This is a genomic window from Bradyrhizobium sp. WBOS07 (genome assembly GCF_024585165.1).
In the GTDB taxonomy this organism is placed as follows: Bacteria; Pseudomonadota; Alphaproteobacteria; order Rhizobiales; family Xanthobacteraceae; genus Bradyrhizobium; species Bradyrhizobium japonicum_B.
Map to the genome: position 1 here is coordinate 5,605,612 of NZ_CP029008.1, position 13,788 is coordinate 5,619,399.

At 64.8% G+C, this 13,788-nt stretch carries 16 protein-coding genes; 11 read left to right on the forward strand and 5 right to left on the reverse strand.

Annotated elements, in window-relative coordinates:
* The first annotated feature begins 32 nt into the window (after window positions 1–32).
* The 7 genes from DCM79_RS26675 to DCM79_RS26705 all read left to right on the forward strand — a co-directional run bounded on the left by DCM79_RS26675 (window position 33) and on the right by DCM79_RS26705 (window position 7,384).
* The gene (locus DCM79_RS26675; RefSeq protein ID WP_257177074.1) at window positions 33–1,493 is read left to right on the forward strand and encodes a form I ribulose bisphosphate carboxylase large subunit; all 1,461 of its coding nucleotides are present in this window, start codon (window positions 33–35) and stop codon (window positions 1,491–1,493) included.
* Between the two features lie 11 nt (window positions 1,494–1,504).
* On the forward strand, window positions 1,505–1,912 hold the full coding sequence (locus DCM79_RS26680; protein ID WP_257177075.1) for a ribulose bisphosphate carboxylase small subunit: 408 nt from the start codon (window positions 1,505–1,507) through the stop codon (window positions 1,910–1,912).
* A gap of 97 nt (window positions 1,913–2,009) precedes the next feature.
* Window positions 2,010–2,942, forward strand: a complete 933-nt coding sequence (gene cbbX, locus DCM79_RS26685) for a CbbX protein (protein ID WP_257177076.1) — start codon at window positions 2,010–2,012, stop codon at window positions 2,940–2,942.
* Entirely contained in the window at window positions 2,939–3,676 is a 738-nt protein-coding gene (rpe, locus tag DCM79_RS26690) for a ribulose-phosphate 3-epimerase (protein ID WP_257177077.1), read from the forward strand. The genes cbbX and rpe overlap by 4 nt, the downstream gene beginning before the upstream one ends.
* A gap of 276 nt (window positions 3,677–3,952) precedes the next feature.
* Window positions 3,953–5,026: an FIST signal transduction protein gene (locus tag DCM79_RS26695; protein ID WP_257177078.1), complete on the forward strand. Its 1,074-nt coding sequence runs from the start codon at window positions 3,953–3,955 to the stop codon at window positions 5,024–5,026.
* Window positions 5,023–6,900: a bifunctional diguanylate cyclase/phosphodiesterase gene (locus DCM79_RS26700; RefSeq protein WP_257177079.1), complete on the forward strand. Its 1,878-nt coding sequence runs from the start codon at window positions 5,023–5,025 to the stop codon at window positions 6,898–6,900. Before DCM79_RS26695 ends, DCM79_RS26700 begins: the two co-directional genes overlap by 4 nt.
* Before the next feature lie 271 nt (window positions 6,901–7,171).
* The gene (locus DCM79_RS26705) at window positions 7,172–7,384 is read left to right on the forward strand and encodes a hypothetical protein (protein ID WP_257177080.1); all 213 of its coding nucleotides are present in this window, start codon (window positions 7,172–7,174) and stop codon (window positions 7,382–7,384) included.
* Window positions 7,385–7,399: 15 nt separating this feature from the next.
* Here the strand turns inward: DCM79_RS26705 and DCM79_RS26710 are convergent, their stop codons facing one another.
* Window positions 7,400–8,236, reverse strand: coding sequence for a universal stress protein (locus DCM79_RS26710; RefSeq protein WP_257177081.1), 837 nt, complete (start codon window positions 8,234–8,236; stop codon window positions 7,400–7,402).
* Window positions 8,237–8,436: 200 nt separating this feature from the next.
* On the opposite strand from DCM79_RS26710, the gene DCM79_RS26715 reads away from it, so the two are divergent.
* Both DCM79_RS26715 and DCM79_RS26720 read left to right on the forward strand, forming a co-directional pair.
* Window positions 8,437–9,984, forward strand: coding sequence for a Do family serine endopeptidase (locus tag DCM79_RS26715; protein ID WP_257177082.1), 1,548 nt, complete (start codon window positions 8,437–8,439; stop codon window positions 9,982–9,984).
* Window positions 9,985–10,247: 263 nt separating this feature from the next.
* Window positions 10,248–10,610, forward strand: a complete 363-nt coding sequence (locus DCM79_RS26720) for a hypothetical protein (protein ID WP_257177083.1) — start codon at window positions 10,248–10,250, stop codon at window positions 10,608–10,610.
* A 12-nt stretch (window positions 10,611–10,622) separates the two neighbouring features.
* Here DCM79_RS26720 and DCM79_RS26725 read toward each other — a convergent pair whose 3' ends face one another.
* Window positions 10,623–10,925 (reverse strand): DUF6496 domain-containing protein, encoded by a 303-nt coding sequence (locus tag DCM79_RS26725; protein ID WP_257177084.1) that lies wholly within the window; start codon window positions 10,923–10,925, stop codon window positions 10,623–10,625.
* 95 nt (window positions 10,926–11,020) lie between these two features.
* Window positions 11,021–11,215: a DUF3072 domain-containing protein gene (locus tag DCM79_RS26730; protein ID WP_028134967.1), complete on the reverse strand. Its 195-nt coding sequence runs from the start codon at window positions 11,213–11,215 to the stop codon at window positions 11,021–11,023.
* A gap of 115 nt (window positions 11,216–11,330) precedes the next feature.
* On the opposite strand from DCM79_RS26730, the gene DCM79_RS26735 reads away from it, so the two are divergent.
* On the forward strand, window positions 11,331–11,552 hold the full coding sequence (locus DCM79_RS26735; RefSeq protein WP_257177085.1) for a hypothetical protein: 222 nt from the start codon (window positions 11,331–11,333) through the stop codon (window positions 11,550–11,552).
* Between the two features lie 31 nt (window positions 11,553–11,583).
* Here the strand turns inward: DCM79_RS26735 and DCM79_RS26740 are convergent, their stop codons facing one another.
* A complete protein-coding gene (locus DCM79_RS26740) occupies window positions 11,584–11,841 on the reverse strand; it encodes a hypothetical protein (protein WP_257177086.1) in 258 nt (85 codons plus the stop codon).
* Between the two features lie 141 nt (window positions 11,842–11,982).
* Between DCM79_RS26740 and DCM79_RS26745 the strand changes: the two genes are divergently transcribed.
* Window positions 11,983–12,204, forward strand: coding sequence for a hypothetical protein (locus tag DCM79_RS26745; RefSeq protein ID WP_257177087.1), 222 nt, complete (start codon window positions 11,983–11,985; stop codon window positions 12,202–12,204).
* Between the two features lie 85 nt (window positions 12,205–12,289).
* Here the strand turns inward: DCM79_RS26745 and DCM79_RS26750 are convergent, their stop codons facing one another.
* The gene (locus tag DCM79_RS26750) at window positions 12,290–13,780 is read right to left on the reverse strand and encodes an HWE histidine kinase domain-containing protein (protein WP_257177088.1); all 1,491 of its coding nucleotides are present in this window, start codon (window positions 13,778–13,780) and stop codon (window positions 12,290–12,292) included.
* Between the last annotated feature and the right edge of the window lie 8 nt (window positions 13,781–13,788).

Sequence of the window (13,788 nt, forward strand, 5' to 3'; positions counted from 1 at the left end):
CAGAAGAGCAGAGAAAAGAGTAGGAGAGAGACATGAACGCACATGCAGGCACGGTCCGCGGCAAAGAGCGCTATCGCTCAGGTGTGATGGAATACAAGCGCATGGGCTATTGGGAGCCCGACTACACGCCGAAGGACACCGACGTCATCGCGCTGTTCCGCGTGACGCCGCAGGAAGGTGTCGATCCGATCGAGGCGTCTGCTGCGGTGGCCGGTGAATCCTCGACTGCGACCTGGACCGTGGTCTGGACCGATCGCCTCACGGCTGCCGAGAAATATCGCGCGAAATGCTACCGCGTCGATCCGGTGCCGGGCACGCCGGGTTCGTACTTCGCCTATATCGCCTATGATCTCGACTTGTTCGAGCCGGGTTCGATCGCGAACCTCTCGGCCTCGATCATCGGCAACGTGTTCGGCTTCAAGCCGCTCAAGGCATTGCGGCTGGAGGACATGCGCTTTCCCGTCGCCTATGTGAAGACGTTCCAGGGGCCGGCGACCGGCATCGTGGTCGAGCGCGAACGCCTCGACAAGTTCGGCCGGCCGCTGCTCGGCGCGACGGTGAAGCCGAAGCTCGGACTTTCGGGCCGCAATTATGGCCGGGTGGTCTATGAGGCGCTGAAGGGCGGTCTCGACTTCACCAAGGACGACGAGAACATCAACTCGCAGCCCTTCATGCATTGGCGCGATCGTTTCCTCTATTGCATGGAGGCCGTGAACCGCGCGCAGGCCGCCTCCGGCGAGGTGAAAGGCACCTACCTGAACATCACCGCGGGCACGATGGAGGACATGTACGAGCGCGCCGAGTTCGCCAAGGAGCTGGGGTCGTGCATCGTCATGATCGACCTCGTGATCGGTTACACCGCGATCCAGTCGATGGCGAAATGGGCGCGGCGCAACGACATGATCCTGCATCTGCATCGCGCCGGCCATTCGACTTATACGCGGCAGAAGAGCCACGGCGTGTCGTTCCGCGTCATCGCGAAGTGGATGCGGCTTGCCGGGGTCGACCATATCCATGCCGGCACGGTGGTCGGCAAGCTCGAAGGCGACCCCAACACCACGCGCGGCTATTACGACGTCTGCCGCGAGGACTTCAATCCGGCCAAGCTCGAGCACGGCCTGTTCTTCGACCAGTCCTGGGCGAGCCTGAACAAGATGATGCCGGTTGCTTCCGGCGGCATCCATGCCGGCCAGATGCACCAGTTGCTCGACCTCCTGGGCGAGGACGTCGTGCTGCAGTTCGGCGGCGGCACCATCGGCCACCCCATGGGCATTGCGGCCGGCGCGATTGCCAACCGCGTGGCGCTGGAAGCGATGATCCTCGCGCGCAACGAGGGCCGCGATTACGTCCACGAGGGCCCGGAGATCCTGGCCAGGGCGGCCGAAACCTGCACGCCGCTAAAGGCGGCGCTCGAAGTCTGGAAGGACGTGACCTTCAATTATCAATCCACCGACACGCCGGACTTCGTGCCGACCGCGCTCGAAACCGTCTAAGGAGATCTGACATGAAGCTCACTCAAGGCTGCTTCTCGTTCCTGCCCGATCTCACCGACGATCAGATCACCAAGCAGGTGCAATATTGCCTGACCAAGGGTTGGGCGGTGAACATCGAGTTCACCGACGATCCGCATCCCCGCAACACCTATTGGGAGATGTGGGGATTGCCGATGTTCGACCTTCAGGACGCCGCCGGCGTGATGATGGAGCTCGCCGAATGCCGCAGGGTGTACGGCGACCGCTACATCCGCATCAGCGGCTTCGATTCCAGCCATGGCTGGGAATCGGTGCGGATTTCCTTCCTCGTCAACCGGCCGCCGCAAGAGGCGGAGTTCGAGCTGGTGCGGCAGGAAGTCGGTGGCCGCGCGATCCGTTACACCACGGTGCGCAAGCCGGCCGCCCACGCCGCTCAATAACCGTTCTCCTCCGCGCGGAGCTCTCCCTGCTCCGTATCCTTGGCGGACCACTGCTTCGCCGCTCCCCCGCGGCGAAGCTCCTTTCTTCGAGGCAGCCATGCTGGATGTTCCCCACGCAGTCACGACCGAGCCCGGCGAGACCCATTTCGATCTCCGCAAGGAGGCTGAAGCTGCCGGCATCACCGAGACGCTGCAACAGCTCGATCGGGAGCTGATCGGATTGAAGCCCGTCAAGAGTCGCGTGCGCCAGATCGCGTCTCTGCTGCTGATCGAGCGGATCCGGCAGCGTGCGGGGCTGGCGTCCGCACCACCAACGCTGCACATGTCGTTCACCGGCAATCCCGGCACCGGCAAGACCACGGTGGCGCTGCGCATGGCCAAGATCCTGCACGGTCTCGGCTTCGTGCGGCGCGGGCAGGTGATCTCCGTGACGCGCGACGATCTCGTCGGCCAATATATCGGCCACACCGCGCCAAAGACCAAGGAGATCCTGAAGAAGGCGATGGGCGGCGTGCTGTTCATCGATGAAGCCTATTACCTGCATCGGCCCGACAACGAGCGCGACTACGGTCAGGAAGCCATCGAGATCCTGCTTCAGGTGATGGAGAACCAACGCGAGGACCTCGTCGTGATCCTCGCCGGCTATGGCGAGCGCATGACGAGCTTCTTCGCCTCCAATCCCGGCTTCCGCTCCCGCATCGCCCACCACATCGAATTCCCCGACTATGCCGAGGCCGAGCTGCTCGTCATCGCCGAGCTGATGCTGAAGGAGCGGGGCTATCGCTTCTCGGCGGCGGCGCGCGAGGCGTTCGAAAGATACATCGCGCTGCGCCGGACCCAGCCGTTCTTCTCCAATGCCCGCTCGATCCGCAACGCCGTCGACCGCATCCGGCTGCGCCAGGCCGATCGCCTGGTGTCCGATCTCGACCGCATGCTCGATGTCGCTGATCTCGAAACCATCGATCCCCTGGATGTCCTGGCGAGCCGCGTCTTCAGCGGCGGCACTGAAGCGCGGAGTGCAAAGCCATGACGGCAGAGATCGTCATCGCTCCTTCAATCCTGGCTGCGGATTTCGCGTGTCTCGGCGAGGAGGTCGCGGCAATCGACACGGCCGGGGCCGACTGGATCCATTGCGACGTCATGGATGGACACTTCGTGCCGAACATCAGCTTTGGCGCCGATGTCATCAAGGCGATCCGGCCGGCGACGAAAAAGATCTTCGACGTGCATCTCATGATCGCGCCTGTCGATCCATATCTCGAAGCGTTCGCCAAGGCCGGAGCGGATGTCATCACGGTGCACGCCGAGGCCGGCCCGCATCTCGATCGCTCACTCCAGGCGATCCGTGCGCTTGGCAAGAAGGCCGGCGTCAGCCTGTGTCCCGCGACGCCCGAGAGCGCCATCGCCTACGTGCTCGATCGGGTCGATCTCGTGCTGGTGATGACGGTCAATCCGGGATTTGGCGGCCAGTCGTTCCTGCAATCCCAGCTCGGGAAGATCGAGCGGATCAAGGCCATGATCGGCGACCGGCCGATCCGGCTCGAGGTCGACGGCGGTATCACGCGCGACAATGCCGCTGCCGTGGCGGCGGCGGGCGCCGATACGCTGGTGGCGGGTTCCGCGGTGTTTCGCGGCAAGAGCGTTGCCGACTATGCCGCAAATATCCAAGCCATTCGCATCGCCGCCGAGACGGGAAGGGTTCCGAAACTGCGGGATCATGCCGTGCAGCCGACGCGTCTCGGCGAAAGCGTGCGCCCCCGGTAGATTACGGGCCACCTCACCATTGCGTCGAGGCGTCGACGGCTCGGTCTCGGAACTTCCCGGAGTCTTACGGAGAATTTGGCACGAGTCTGCAACACTTTCATGCCGGAGTAACCACCGGTGTCGAAGTCCGCATGCGATTAACGGCGGCACAATGCGCCGCCTCACAATCTGTGGTTCAAGGACTGCAGAGGGCGTGGGATGCAGATTCAATATCGTCACTGGAATGCTGCCCATGGCTGGCGCGGAGCGGAGGCCCTGCGCGAGCCGCCCCAGCTCGTGCTTTATTTCGGCAGCCGTGAGCAGTTGCTGGACGGCGAACGTTATCGCGAGCTGCGCGATCTCTATCCCGATAGCCATATCGTCGGCTGCAGCACCGGCGGACAAATCCATAGCGACGACATCTGCGATGATGAAGTGGTCGCGGTCGCCTTGCGCTTCGCGCACACGCAGGTCCGGCTGGTGCAGGACGTCGTCGAAGCTCGCGATGCGTCGCGGACCTGCGGCGCGCGCCTTGCCCGCCAAGTCCTGGCGGCGGATTTGGCGGGCTTGTTCGTCCTGTCGGACGGACTGGCGGTGAACGGGGGCGAGCTGCTTGCCGGACTCACTGAAGTCCTGGGGCCGGATTTGCCCGTCACCGGCGGGCACGCCGGCGATGGAGCCCGATTTGAACAGACGATCGTCGGAGCCGACGCGGAGCCGTCGACGAACCGCGTCGCCGCAATCGCATTCTACGGCGCCGCGTTCCGCTTCGCGCATGGTTGCGCCGGCGGCTGGGATGTGTTCGGTCCCCGCCGCAAGGTCACGAAGGCGCTGGGATCGGTGGTCGTGGAGCTCGACGGCGAGCCGTCGCTGGACCTCTACGCCCGCTATCTCGGCGAGGAGGAGGCCGAGGCGATGCCGGGTTCGGGTCTGGCATTCCCCTTGCGCATTCACGACGAGGCCGAGCCGAACCGGCAAATCGTGCGCTCGGTGTTCGCGGTGGACCGCGATGCCCGCACCCTGACTTTCGCCGCCGACATACCGGAAGGATGCACCGCGCAATTGATGCGCGCCAATTTCGACAGTCTCGCCGCCGGTGCGGGCGAGGCGGGCAGGCAGGCGCGCAGCGCATTGTCGGACGGGGTCGACGGCGACAAGCTCGCCATTCTGGTGAGCTGCACCGGCCGCCGCAGGGTGATGGGGCAGCGCACGCAGGACGAGCTGGATGCCGTTGCCGCCGAGCTCGGCGAGGACGTCGTCCGGATCGGATTCTACTCCTACGGTGAGTTCGCCCCGCCGGCCGCGTCCGGACGCTGCGAACTGCATAACCAGACCATGACGGTCACCGTCATCGGGGAGGCGGCAGCTTGACCACGCATCGGTTGCTCGCAAGACAGATCCGCCAGGCGACGGACGAATCCGGACAGGTCGATCTGACCAGGCTCGGTGAACTCGTCAGCGCGGCCTATGAGGAAAGCGACCGCGATCGCCGCCGCACCGACCGGGCGATCAAGCTGATGATCGAGGAACTCGAGCAGACGCATAAACGCGCCGAACAGGATCTGCTGCGGGCGCGCGAATTCCTCGACAGCATCATCGAGAACATCCCGATCGCGGTATTCGCCAAGGATGCGAAGGACTCCCGCTACATTCTGCTCAACCGCGCCGGCGAAGAATATTACGGAATGCCGCGCGAGGAGATGCTGGGCAAGACTCCGGCCGAGATCTTTCCGGAGAATGTCGCCCGCGTCGTCAACGAGCAGGATCGCCGCGTCGTCGATAGCGGCACACCGATGATCCTGGAGGGACATCTGCTCGATGTCGGCGTCAAAGGCCGCGATCGTCTCGTCAATTCGCGCAAGCTGCTGATCAGGGACGGTGGAGGCGCGCCGCAATATCTGGTCGGCGTGATCGAAGACGTCACCGAGAGGATCACGAACGAGGCGCGGATCAGCCATCTTGCGCACCATGACGCGTTGACCGACCTGCCGAACCGCAGCGCCTTCAACGCCGCGCTCGGCGAGCGGCTGGAGCTGGCCCAGGAGGCGGCGACCAGCTTTGCCGTGCTCAGCCTCGACCTCGACCGCTTCAAGGAGGTCAACGACGTGTTCGGCCATCCCGTCGGCGACATGCTGATGCGGGCGGCGGCGGACCGGCTCGCCGCGGAAGCCGACGGCGCCTTCGTCGCCCGTATCGGCGGCGACGAGTTCATGATCCTGATGCCCGACCACGTCAGCCGAGAGGACGTTCAGGCACTCGCCGAACGGCTGGTCGAGACGATCGGCAAGGAGCTCGAGGTCGACGATTATCTCCTCCCCGTCGGTCTCAGCGTCGGCATTGCGTTTTATCCGGACGACGGCGTCAATGCCGCCACGCTGCTCGCCAACGCCGATTCAGCCCTCCATCGTGCCAAGCGCGAGGGCAGGGGGCGGGTCCGCTTCTTCGAATCCGAGATGGATCAGGAGCTGCGCGACCGCAGGCTGTTGCAGCACGATCTGCGGCAGGCGCTTGAGCAGAACCAGTTCCTGGTCTACTTCCAGCCGCAGGCGCGGATCGATGGCGAGGTCATCGGCTTCGAGGCCCTGCTGCGCTGGAATCATCCGACGCGCGGCTTCGTGCCGCCGGACCGCTTCATTCCGCTTGCCGAGGAGAACGGGCTGATCGTCGAGATCGGCGAATGGGTCTTGCGCGAAGCGTGCCGCGAGGCGGCGTCCTGGCCGCGGCCGCTGCAGGTCGCGGTCAATCTGTCGCCAGTCCAGTTTCAGGCCGGCGATCTCGAGCGTTCGATTCACCAGATCCTGCTGGAGACGGGGCTGACGCCGACGCGGCTCGAAGTCGAGATCACCGAGGGGGTGCTGATCGGCGATTTCACCGGCGCGCTCCACCTGCTGCGGCGGCTGAAGGCGCTCGGCATCCGCATCGCGATGGACGATTTCGGCACCGGCTATTCCTCGCTGTCCTATCTCCAGTCGTTCCCGTTCGACAAGATCAAGATCGATCGCGGTTTCATCTCCGATCTGGACGCCTCGCCGCAATCGGCCGAGATCGTCCGCGCGGTCCTGAGCCTCGCGCACGCCCTGAACATGCCGGTCATTGCAGAGGGGGTGGAGACGGAAGCGCAGCGTGCCTTCCTGGCGCGCGAGGCCTGCGAGGAGATGCAGGGCTATCTGGTCGGCCGACCCGACCTGATCGAACGCTATCTCGTCCTGGTCGGAATGACCGTGGAGCGCCGGCACTATGCCTAGAGCGCGACGTCATCGCGCTTCAGATCGCTATCTAAGGATGATTTCCTCGGAAACCCGCCTCGCACTTTTCCGGATCATGCTCTGGGCCGTTAGGTCCGCGGTGCGGCTCCGGGCGTCAGCCGGCACGGTTTGGAACTTTGCCCCGGATATATATTTCCTCTCAGCGAGCCGAGGCCGGGGCGTGCGGTGCGCGCAGCAAATCTTTTGCACAACCGCCATCGGCCTGACGCAAATGAGGGCAATAAGCTCTGCAAATGCGAGGGAGGGTCTCATGGAGAACGTACGTCGCTACCGGGCGCTGGCGTCCCTCTGTCGTCAGCAGGCAGCCTACCGGCCGCTTCAGAACTGGCAACTCCTCGGCCAGGCCGAGCATTTCGAACATCTCGCCGAGGTCGAGCTCAAGGCGCATTTCGACGCCTGCAATGTGCAACGCGACGAGCACGCCCCAACGCCCCCGACGTGGGAGACCCCGGTCGCGGCGTGACGGCGGCCTGTCGTCTCAGTGCGACATCAGCGTCGGGACCGTCATGGCTTCCAGCATGGCGCGGGTGACGCCGCCCAGAACGCGCTCCTGCAGTCGGGAATGGCCGTAGCCGCCCATCACCAGGAGATCGAGCCCCTCGTCGGCCGCCAGCGACAGGATGGTCGGCTGGATGTCGGCGCGCGTCGCCGACAGGCCGACCGTGCGGGTCGACAGTCCACGGCGGCCGAGATGCCTTGCCAGGTTGCTCGCCGAAGCTTCGTCGGAGACCGCGTTCTGCTCGTTGATGGTGATGATCACGATCTCATCGGCGCGCGCCAGGAACGGTGCTGCGTCGTGCACGGCGCGGGCGGCGACGCGGCTGCCGTCCCAGCAGATGCCGATCCGCCCCGCCTTGAACGCTCCATGGAACGTGTAAGGCAGGAACAGCACCGGGCCGCCCGACTGGAACAGGATCTCGCTCGGCACGTCGTTGTCGAACGAGCCTTGCGCCGGATCGGGCTGTAGCACGACGCTGAGGTCGTGCAGCCGCGCCATCTCGCCGATCGCGCCGGCTGCGTCCGCCGGGATCGCGCCGAGCGGGCGGCAGGCGTAGGAGACGCCGGCGTTCCCCGCTTCGATCTCGAAGACTGAGAGCGCGGCCTCGGCCCGCTCCACGGCGCGCTCGCGTTCCAGCTCGAACACGGCCGCCACCGCGGCGCCGCCCTCCATCACGTAAGCCGCACTTGTCGCGACATAGCCGACCGCGACCGCGTCGAGATGGGCGTTGAACTGCGCCGCGAGCGAAACCGAGCCATCGATCGCGGCACGCATGGGGCGTTCGGTGGGAATGTGGACGAGAATGTCTTTGTACATGGGCGCCTCCGATGGACATCATCCGGTGGCCGCAGTCTTTCACTGCCCCGCGGACCCGCGTTGAGCTGCATCAAATGCGCGGGCTTGCCGCGGCCATCGCTCGTTCTTTGCCAAGATTTAATCGGATGGACGGGACGCCGTAAGGTGACGATGTCCATGTTGGACGCAAGGCGACACTCATCCAACATGGACATTCCGACATGAACGATCGCGCCAATTCCGACACCCCGACTTCCCGCAAGATTTTGAGGCCGCGCCGGCTTGCGCTGCTCGGCACCGTGGCCGCGCTCGGCGTGGCCGTGCTGGCGGCTTCACCCGGCGCCTCAAAGTTCGGCCCGATCTCCTTCGTCGCGCCGGCCCAGGCCGCCGAGACCGCCGCGACGCCGCCGGGCTTTGGCGACCTCGTCAGCAAGGTCAAGCCGGCCGTCATCTCGGTGCGGGTCAGGATCGACCAGGACAACGACAAGAGCGCCATGCTGCAACAGAACCGGATGGATTCCGACGGGGAGACGCCGTTCGACCAGTTCTCGCGGCAGTTCGGCTTCCGCTTCCCGGGCGAGCCGAACGGCATGCCGCGCCAGCGCCATCAGATGATCACCGGCGAAGGCTCCGGCTTCTTCATCTCCGCCGACGGCTATGCCGTGACCAACAACCACGTCGTCGACCACGCCGCCTCGGTGCAGGTGACGATGGATGACGGCACCAGCTACACCGCGAAGGTCGTCGGCACCGACCCGAAGACGGATCTCGCGCTGATCAAGGTCGACGGCAAAAGGGACTTTCCGTTCGTCACATTCTCCGACCAGAAGCCGCGCATCGGCGACTGGGTGGTCGCGGTCGGCAATCCCTTCGGTCTCGGCGGCACCGTGACCGCCGGCATCGTCTCGGCCAGCGGCCGCGACATCGGCAACGGTCCCTATGACGACTTCATCCAGATCGACGCGCCCATCAACAAGGGCAATTCCGGGGGCCCGGCCTTCGACATGAACGGCAACGTGATCGGCGTGAACACCGCGATCTTCTCGCCCTCCGGCGGCTCGGTCGGCATCGGCTTCGACATTCCGGCCTCGACCGCAAAGCTCGTCGTCGCGCAGCTCAAGGACAAGGGCGCGGTGACCCGCGGCTGGCTCGGCGTGCAGGTGCAGCCGGTGACCGCCGACATCGCCGACAGCCTCGGCCTGAAGGAGGCGCGCGGCGCCATCGTCGACAATCCGCAGGACGGCAGCCCGGCGGCGAAGGCCGGCATCGCCGCTGGTGACGTCATCACCGCCGTCAACGGCACCGCGATCAAGGACTCCCGCGATCTCGCCCGCACCATCGCCACCCTGGCCCCGGGCAGCTCGGTGAAGCTCGACGTCTTCCACAACGGCACGACCAAGACGTTGACGCTCGCCCTCGGCGAGTTGCCGAACGAGCGGCAGGCCAAGGCAAATGGCGGTGCCGACCAGGGTAGGGAGCAGCCGAGCGCCGGCACGCCGCGTCTCGGGCTTGGCCTTGCTCCCGCCGCCGAGGTCCAGGGCGCCGGTCAGAAGGGCGTTGTCGTCACCGAGGTCGATCCGCAAGGGCCGGCGGCGCAGCGCGGCATCCAGACCGGTGACGTCATCCTCAACGTCGGCGGCAAGGCCGTGGCCAATGTCGGCGACGTCCGCTCCGAGCTGGCGGAGGCCAAATCGTCCGGCAAGCGCAGCGTGCTGTTGCAGGTCAGAAGCGCCGAGGCGACGAGGTTCGTCGCGGTGCCGCTTGCCTGAGGCGAACAGCTATCGGCAGACATCAAGAAGGCGGCCCTCGGGCCGCCTTCTCCGTTCGCCGTCAGGACTTGCAACGCCAATCGATAACATTCTCGTTAACGGCAGGAATGGTGACGCGGTTCATACGAAAAAGCCGTGTTCGCCCATCACACTTCGAACTTGCCCGCCGCGGCAATGACGCCGCGAACGGGTTGCAAGCGTGGAACTTCGCACCTCCGGCCGCTTTGTGGAACTGCCGGTGTTCGGATTTGATCGGTGCCGACATGGATCGATTGAAGCTCTCGCTGAGGGGTGCGCTGCTTGCGGCGCCGTTCGTGGTCTGGGATGGAGCAGCGCTCGGTCGTGACGACGGCCGCTACGCGAACTCGCCGCTGAAGCCGTGGTTCGACAGCCTGCGCAGCCACCTCGGTCCATGCTGCTCGGACGCCGACGGATTTGCCGTCGCTGATCCCGATTGGGAATCGCACAACGGGCGTTATCGCGTGCGTCTCGACGGCGAGTGGATCGACGTGCCGGATGAAGCCGTCATCACCGAGCCGAACCGCGCCGGCCGCACCATGGTATGGCCGGTGAAGACCGCGTTCGGGGTCTCGATCCGCTGCTTCATGCCGGGCAGCATGATCTGAGACGGGACAGCGTCAACGCTTGCTGGATTTGCGCTTCGACGATTTCTTCGATGATTTCTTGGACGTTTTCTTGGCTGTCTTCTTGGTCGTCCGCTTCTTGGACGACGTCTTCTTGGCAGCTTTCTTCGGGACCTTCTTGCCCTTCTTGCGCGCCTTCGACAGGCCGATCGCGATCGCCTGCTTGCGGCTCTTCACGCGTCCGCCGCGGCCTTTGCGACCGCTCTTGGCGGTGCCCTTCTTGTAGCGCCGCATCTCGCTTTCGACCTCGCTGCCGGAGCTGGGTGAGTAGCGACGTTTCTTTGCCTTGCGTGCCATGCATGATTCTCCATTGGCTCAGGAAAACCATCCGGACCCACCATGGTTCCGAAACAGCAGGCCAAGGCCAAGTGTACGCCTAGCCAGGTGCACGCCTAGAAGGAGTTCGCCAGCTCGATCTCCGCTTCCAGCACCTGGATGCGCCGCGCGGCCTCGGTGAAGGACAGATCGCGCGCATATTGTGCGGGTTGATAGGCCTCTTCGCTCAACCGTTTCAGCCTCAGCCCCTGCGCCCGGGTCATCTGCTCGGCGAGAAAGATCCTGGCGTCGTATTTACCTTGAACCTGCATCCGGCGTCTCCGTCTTCAAATCCTGGCTTGACTATATGTTCTTATTTTGTTCTAACAAGCCATGGACAACAGAATTAATGAAATTCGACGTAAAATCAGCGCCTTGAGGCTGGAGATGGCCGATGTCGAGGCGTCCGTGCGGGATCGCATCAACGGGGATCGCGATTGCACCGAACAGGCGCTGGCGCAGCTGGAGCTGCGCCGACAGATCACCTTGCTGATCGCCGAATGGAAGGCGGCCGGCGGCGGCGATGTGCTGCCCGACGTCCACGACCGGGTGCGCCTGCGTCTCGTGAAGACAATCGGCAAGCCCGACCGCGCGGCCACCCGGCGCTGAAATCGTTGGGGGGCGACGCCTCACGCCGGTCTCAAGATTGCTTGTCCTCGGCGATGATGAACACGACGCCGGTGAGTGTCGCGCCGATCGCGAAGGTCGTCACCAATGTGAGGGCGAAGACGATCACGGTCTGGCTTCCGCCGTTGTTGAGCAGGCTGGCGACGGCCGGATTGCACAGGATCAGCGCGAGACTGAAGACGAGGCCGAGAGCGGCGCCCATCAATGCATGCGTCATCAGCTTGATGAGGCCGGTCGCAGAAATCAGGTCTGACGACTTTTTTGTGCGCATGGGAACTGCATCCCCATTTGGCATGCCAACGCGGGCGGCAAACCACTGTTCCTGAGGAATGAAGGAATTGTCATCGACCGCTTCATCCGACGTTCATGCTGGTCTTGCGAGGATGAGGCCCAGCAAAACGGGAACATCGATATGGGTAAGGTGGTCTTTCTCTATCGCTCGCTGGCCTATCGCAACGCGGCCGCGGACATCCTTCACAAGGCCCGCAAGCTGCCGCGCGGGGCGGAGCGAAGCGCGGCGCGCCGCTATGCCAGGGCATTGCGCGATCTCGCCCAGACGGAAGCCTGGCTCGAGGGGCGGGTTGCACGCGACCCGCGAATGGCGCGACGCATGACGAGCGCCGCGTTTGGCTGATGGTTTCCGCTCCGTCTGAAACGGAACGGACGCACTGGCTTATCGCCCTGACGTATCCACTCGATGCGAACCGGTCGCCATTCCGCTAACCGGATGCGCGCTGCAATTCGGCGGAGCCGGCGTCTTCGAACTTCCCGGATCGGGCCGTCGCCCCCGTCTTGCGGGTCAGCGGCACCTCCAGGCGGCACAACAGGCCCTCGGCGCGCCAATCGAACCGCGCTTGTCCACCGAGCTGGGACTCGACGCTCGCCAGCAGGCTCCGCGTGCCGAAGCCGCGCGATTTCGGAGGCATGACGAGTGGGCCGCCCGATTCCTCCCAGCTCAGCGTCAGCAATTGCTCCTCGACCTGCCAGCCGATTGTGAGCCGTCCCGATCTGGTCGAGAGGGCGCCGTACTTGGCCGAGTTGGTGAAGAGCTCGTGCAGAGCGAGCGCCAGCGTCTGGGCCGTGGTCGGCAGCAACTGGACCTCCGGACCTGCCAATACGATCTGGCCGCCGAGCGAGTAGGGCGCCAGCTCCTCGTCGATCAGCCTGGAGAGCTCGGCGCCCTGCCAGCTCGACAGCGACAGGATGGTGTGCACGCGCGCCAGCGCATTGATGCGGCCCTCGACGGCGCTGACATAGGCCTTGACCTCGTCGGCCCGGGTCAGACGCACGATCGACTGCGCCAGGGCCAGCGCGTTCTTGGCGCGATGATCGACTTCCCGCGCCAGCAGGTTCTGCCGTTCCTCGGCACGCTTGCGTTCGGTGATATCAACGGTGACGCCGCTGACGCGGACGACGCGACCGCTATCGTCCACCGTTGCCGCCGCCGTGCCGACGCACCAGCGCACCTCTCCGTCGGGCCGCATGATGCGGAACTCGGTCTCGTAGGCCCGCGTGCCCCTGTTGAACTCGGCGATCGCCTTGCGCAGCTGGTCGACGTCGTCGGGATGCAACAGCGCTTGAACGTTGGCGGGGTTGACCTCGAAGCTCTCGGGGCTGACGCCGAAGATGCGATACTGGCCTTCGTCCCACATCCAATCGCCGCTGATCCAGTCCCAATCCCAGGATCCCATCTTGCCGGCCGCGATCGCCATGCTGCGCCGTTGTTCGCTCTCGCGCAGCTTCGCCGTGGAGTTTTCCAGTTCCGCCGTGCGGGCGCGGACGCGATCCTCGAGCTCCTGGTTCAGTCGTTCGAGCTCGCGGGTCTTGCGGTAGAGTTCGGCAAACACCTTGATCTTGGCGCGCAGGACTTCCGGCACGACCGGGACCGGTACGTAGTCGACCGCGCCCATTTCGTAGCCGCGCAACCGGTCGATGTCGCTGACCTGGATGGCGGAGATGAAGATCATCGCGGTCTTCTGGAAGCGTGGATGCTCGCGGATCATCGCGGCGAGCTCGAAGCCGTCGAGTTCGGGCATGCAGACGTCGACGAGGATCACCGCGATCTCGGTCTTGAGCAGGACTTCCAGCGCCTCGCGCCCCGACGAGGCGATCACGAGGTTCTCGCCGAGATCCTTCAAGATCACCTCATAGGCGAGCAGCTTGGCGGGCTGGTCGTCGACGAGGAGGATATTGACCTTTTCGTGGTCCATACGCGCAT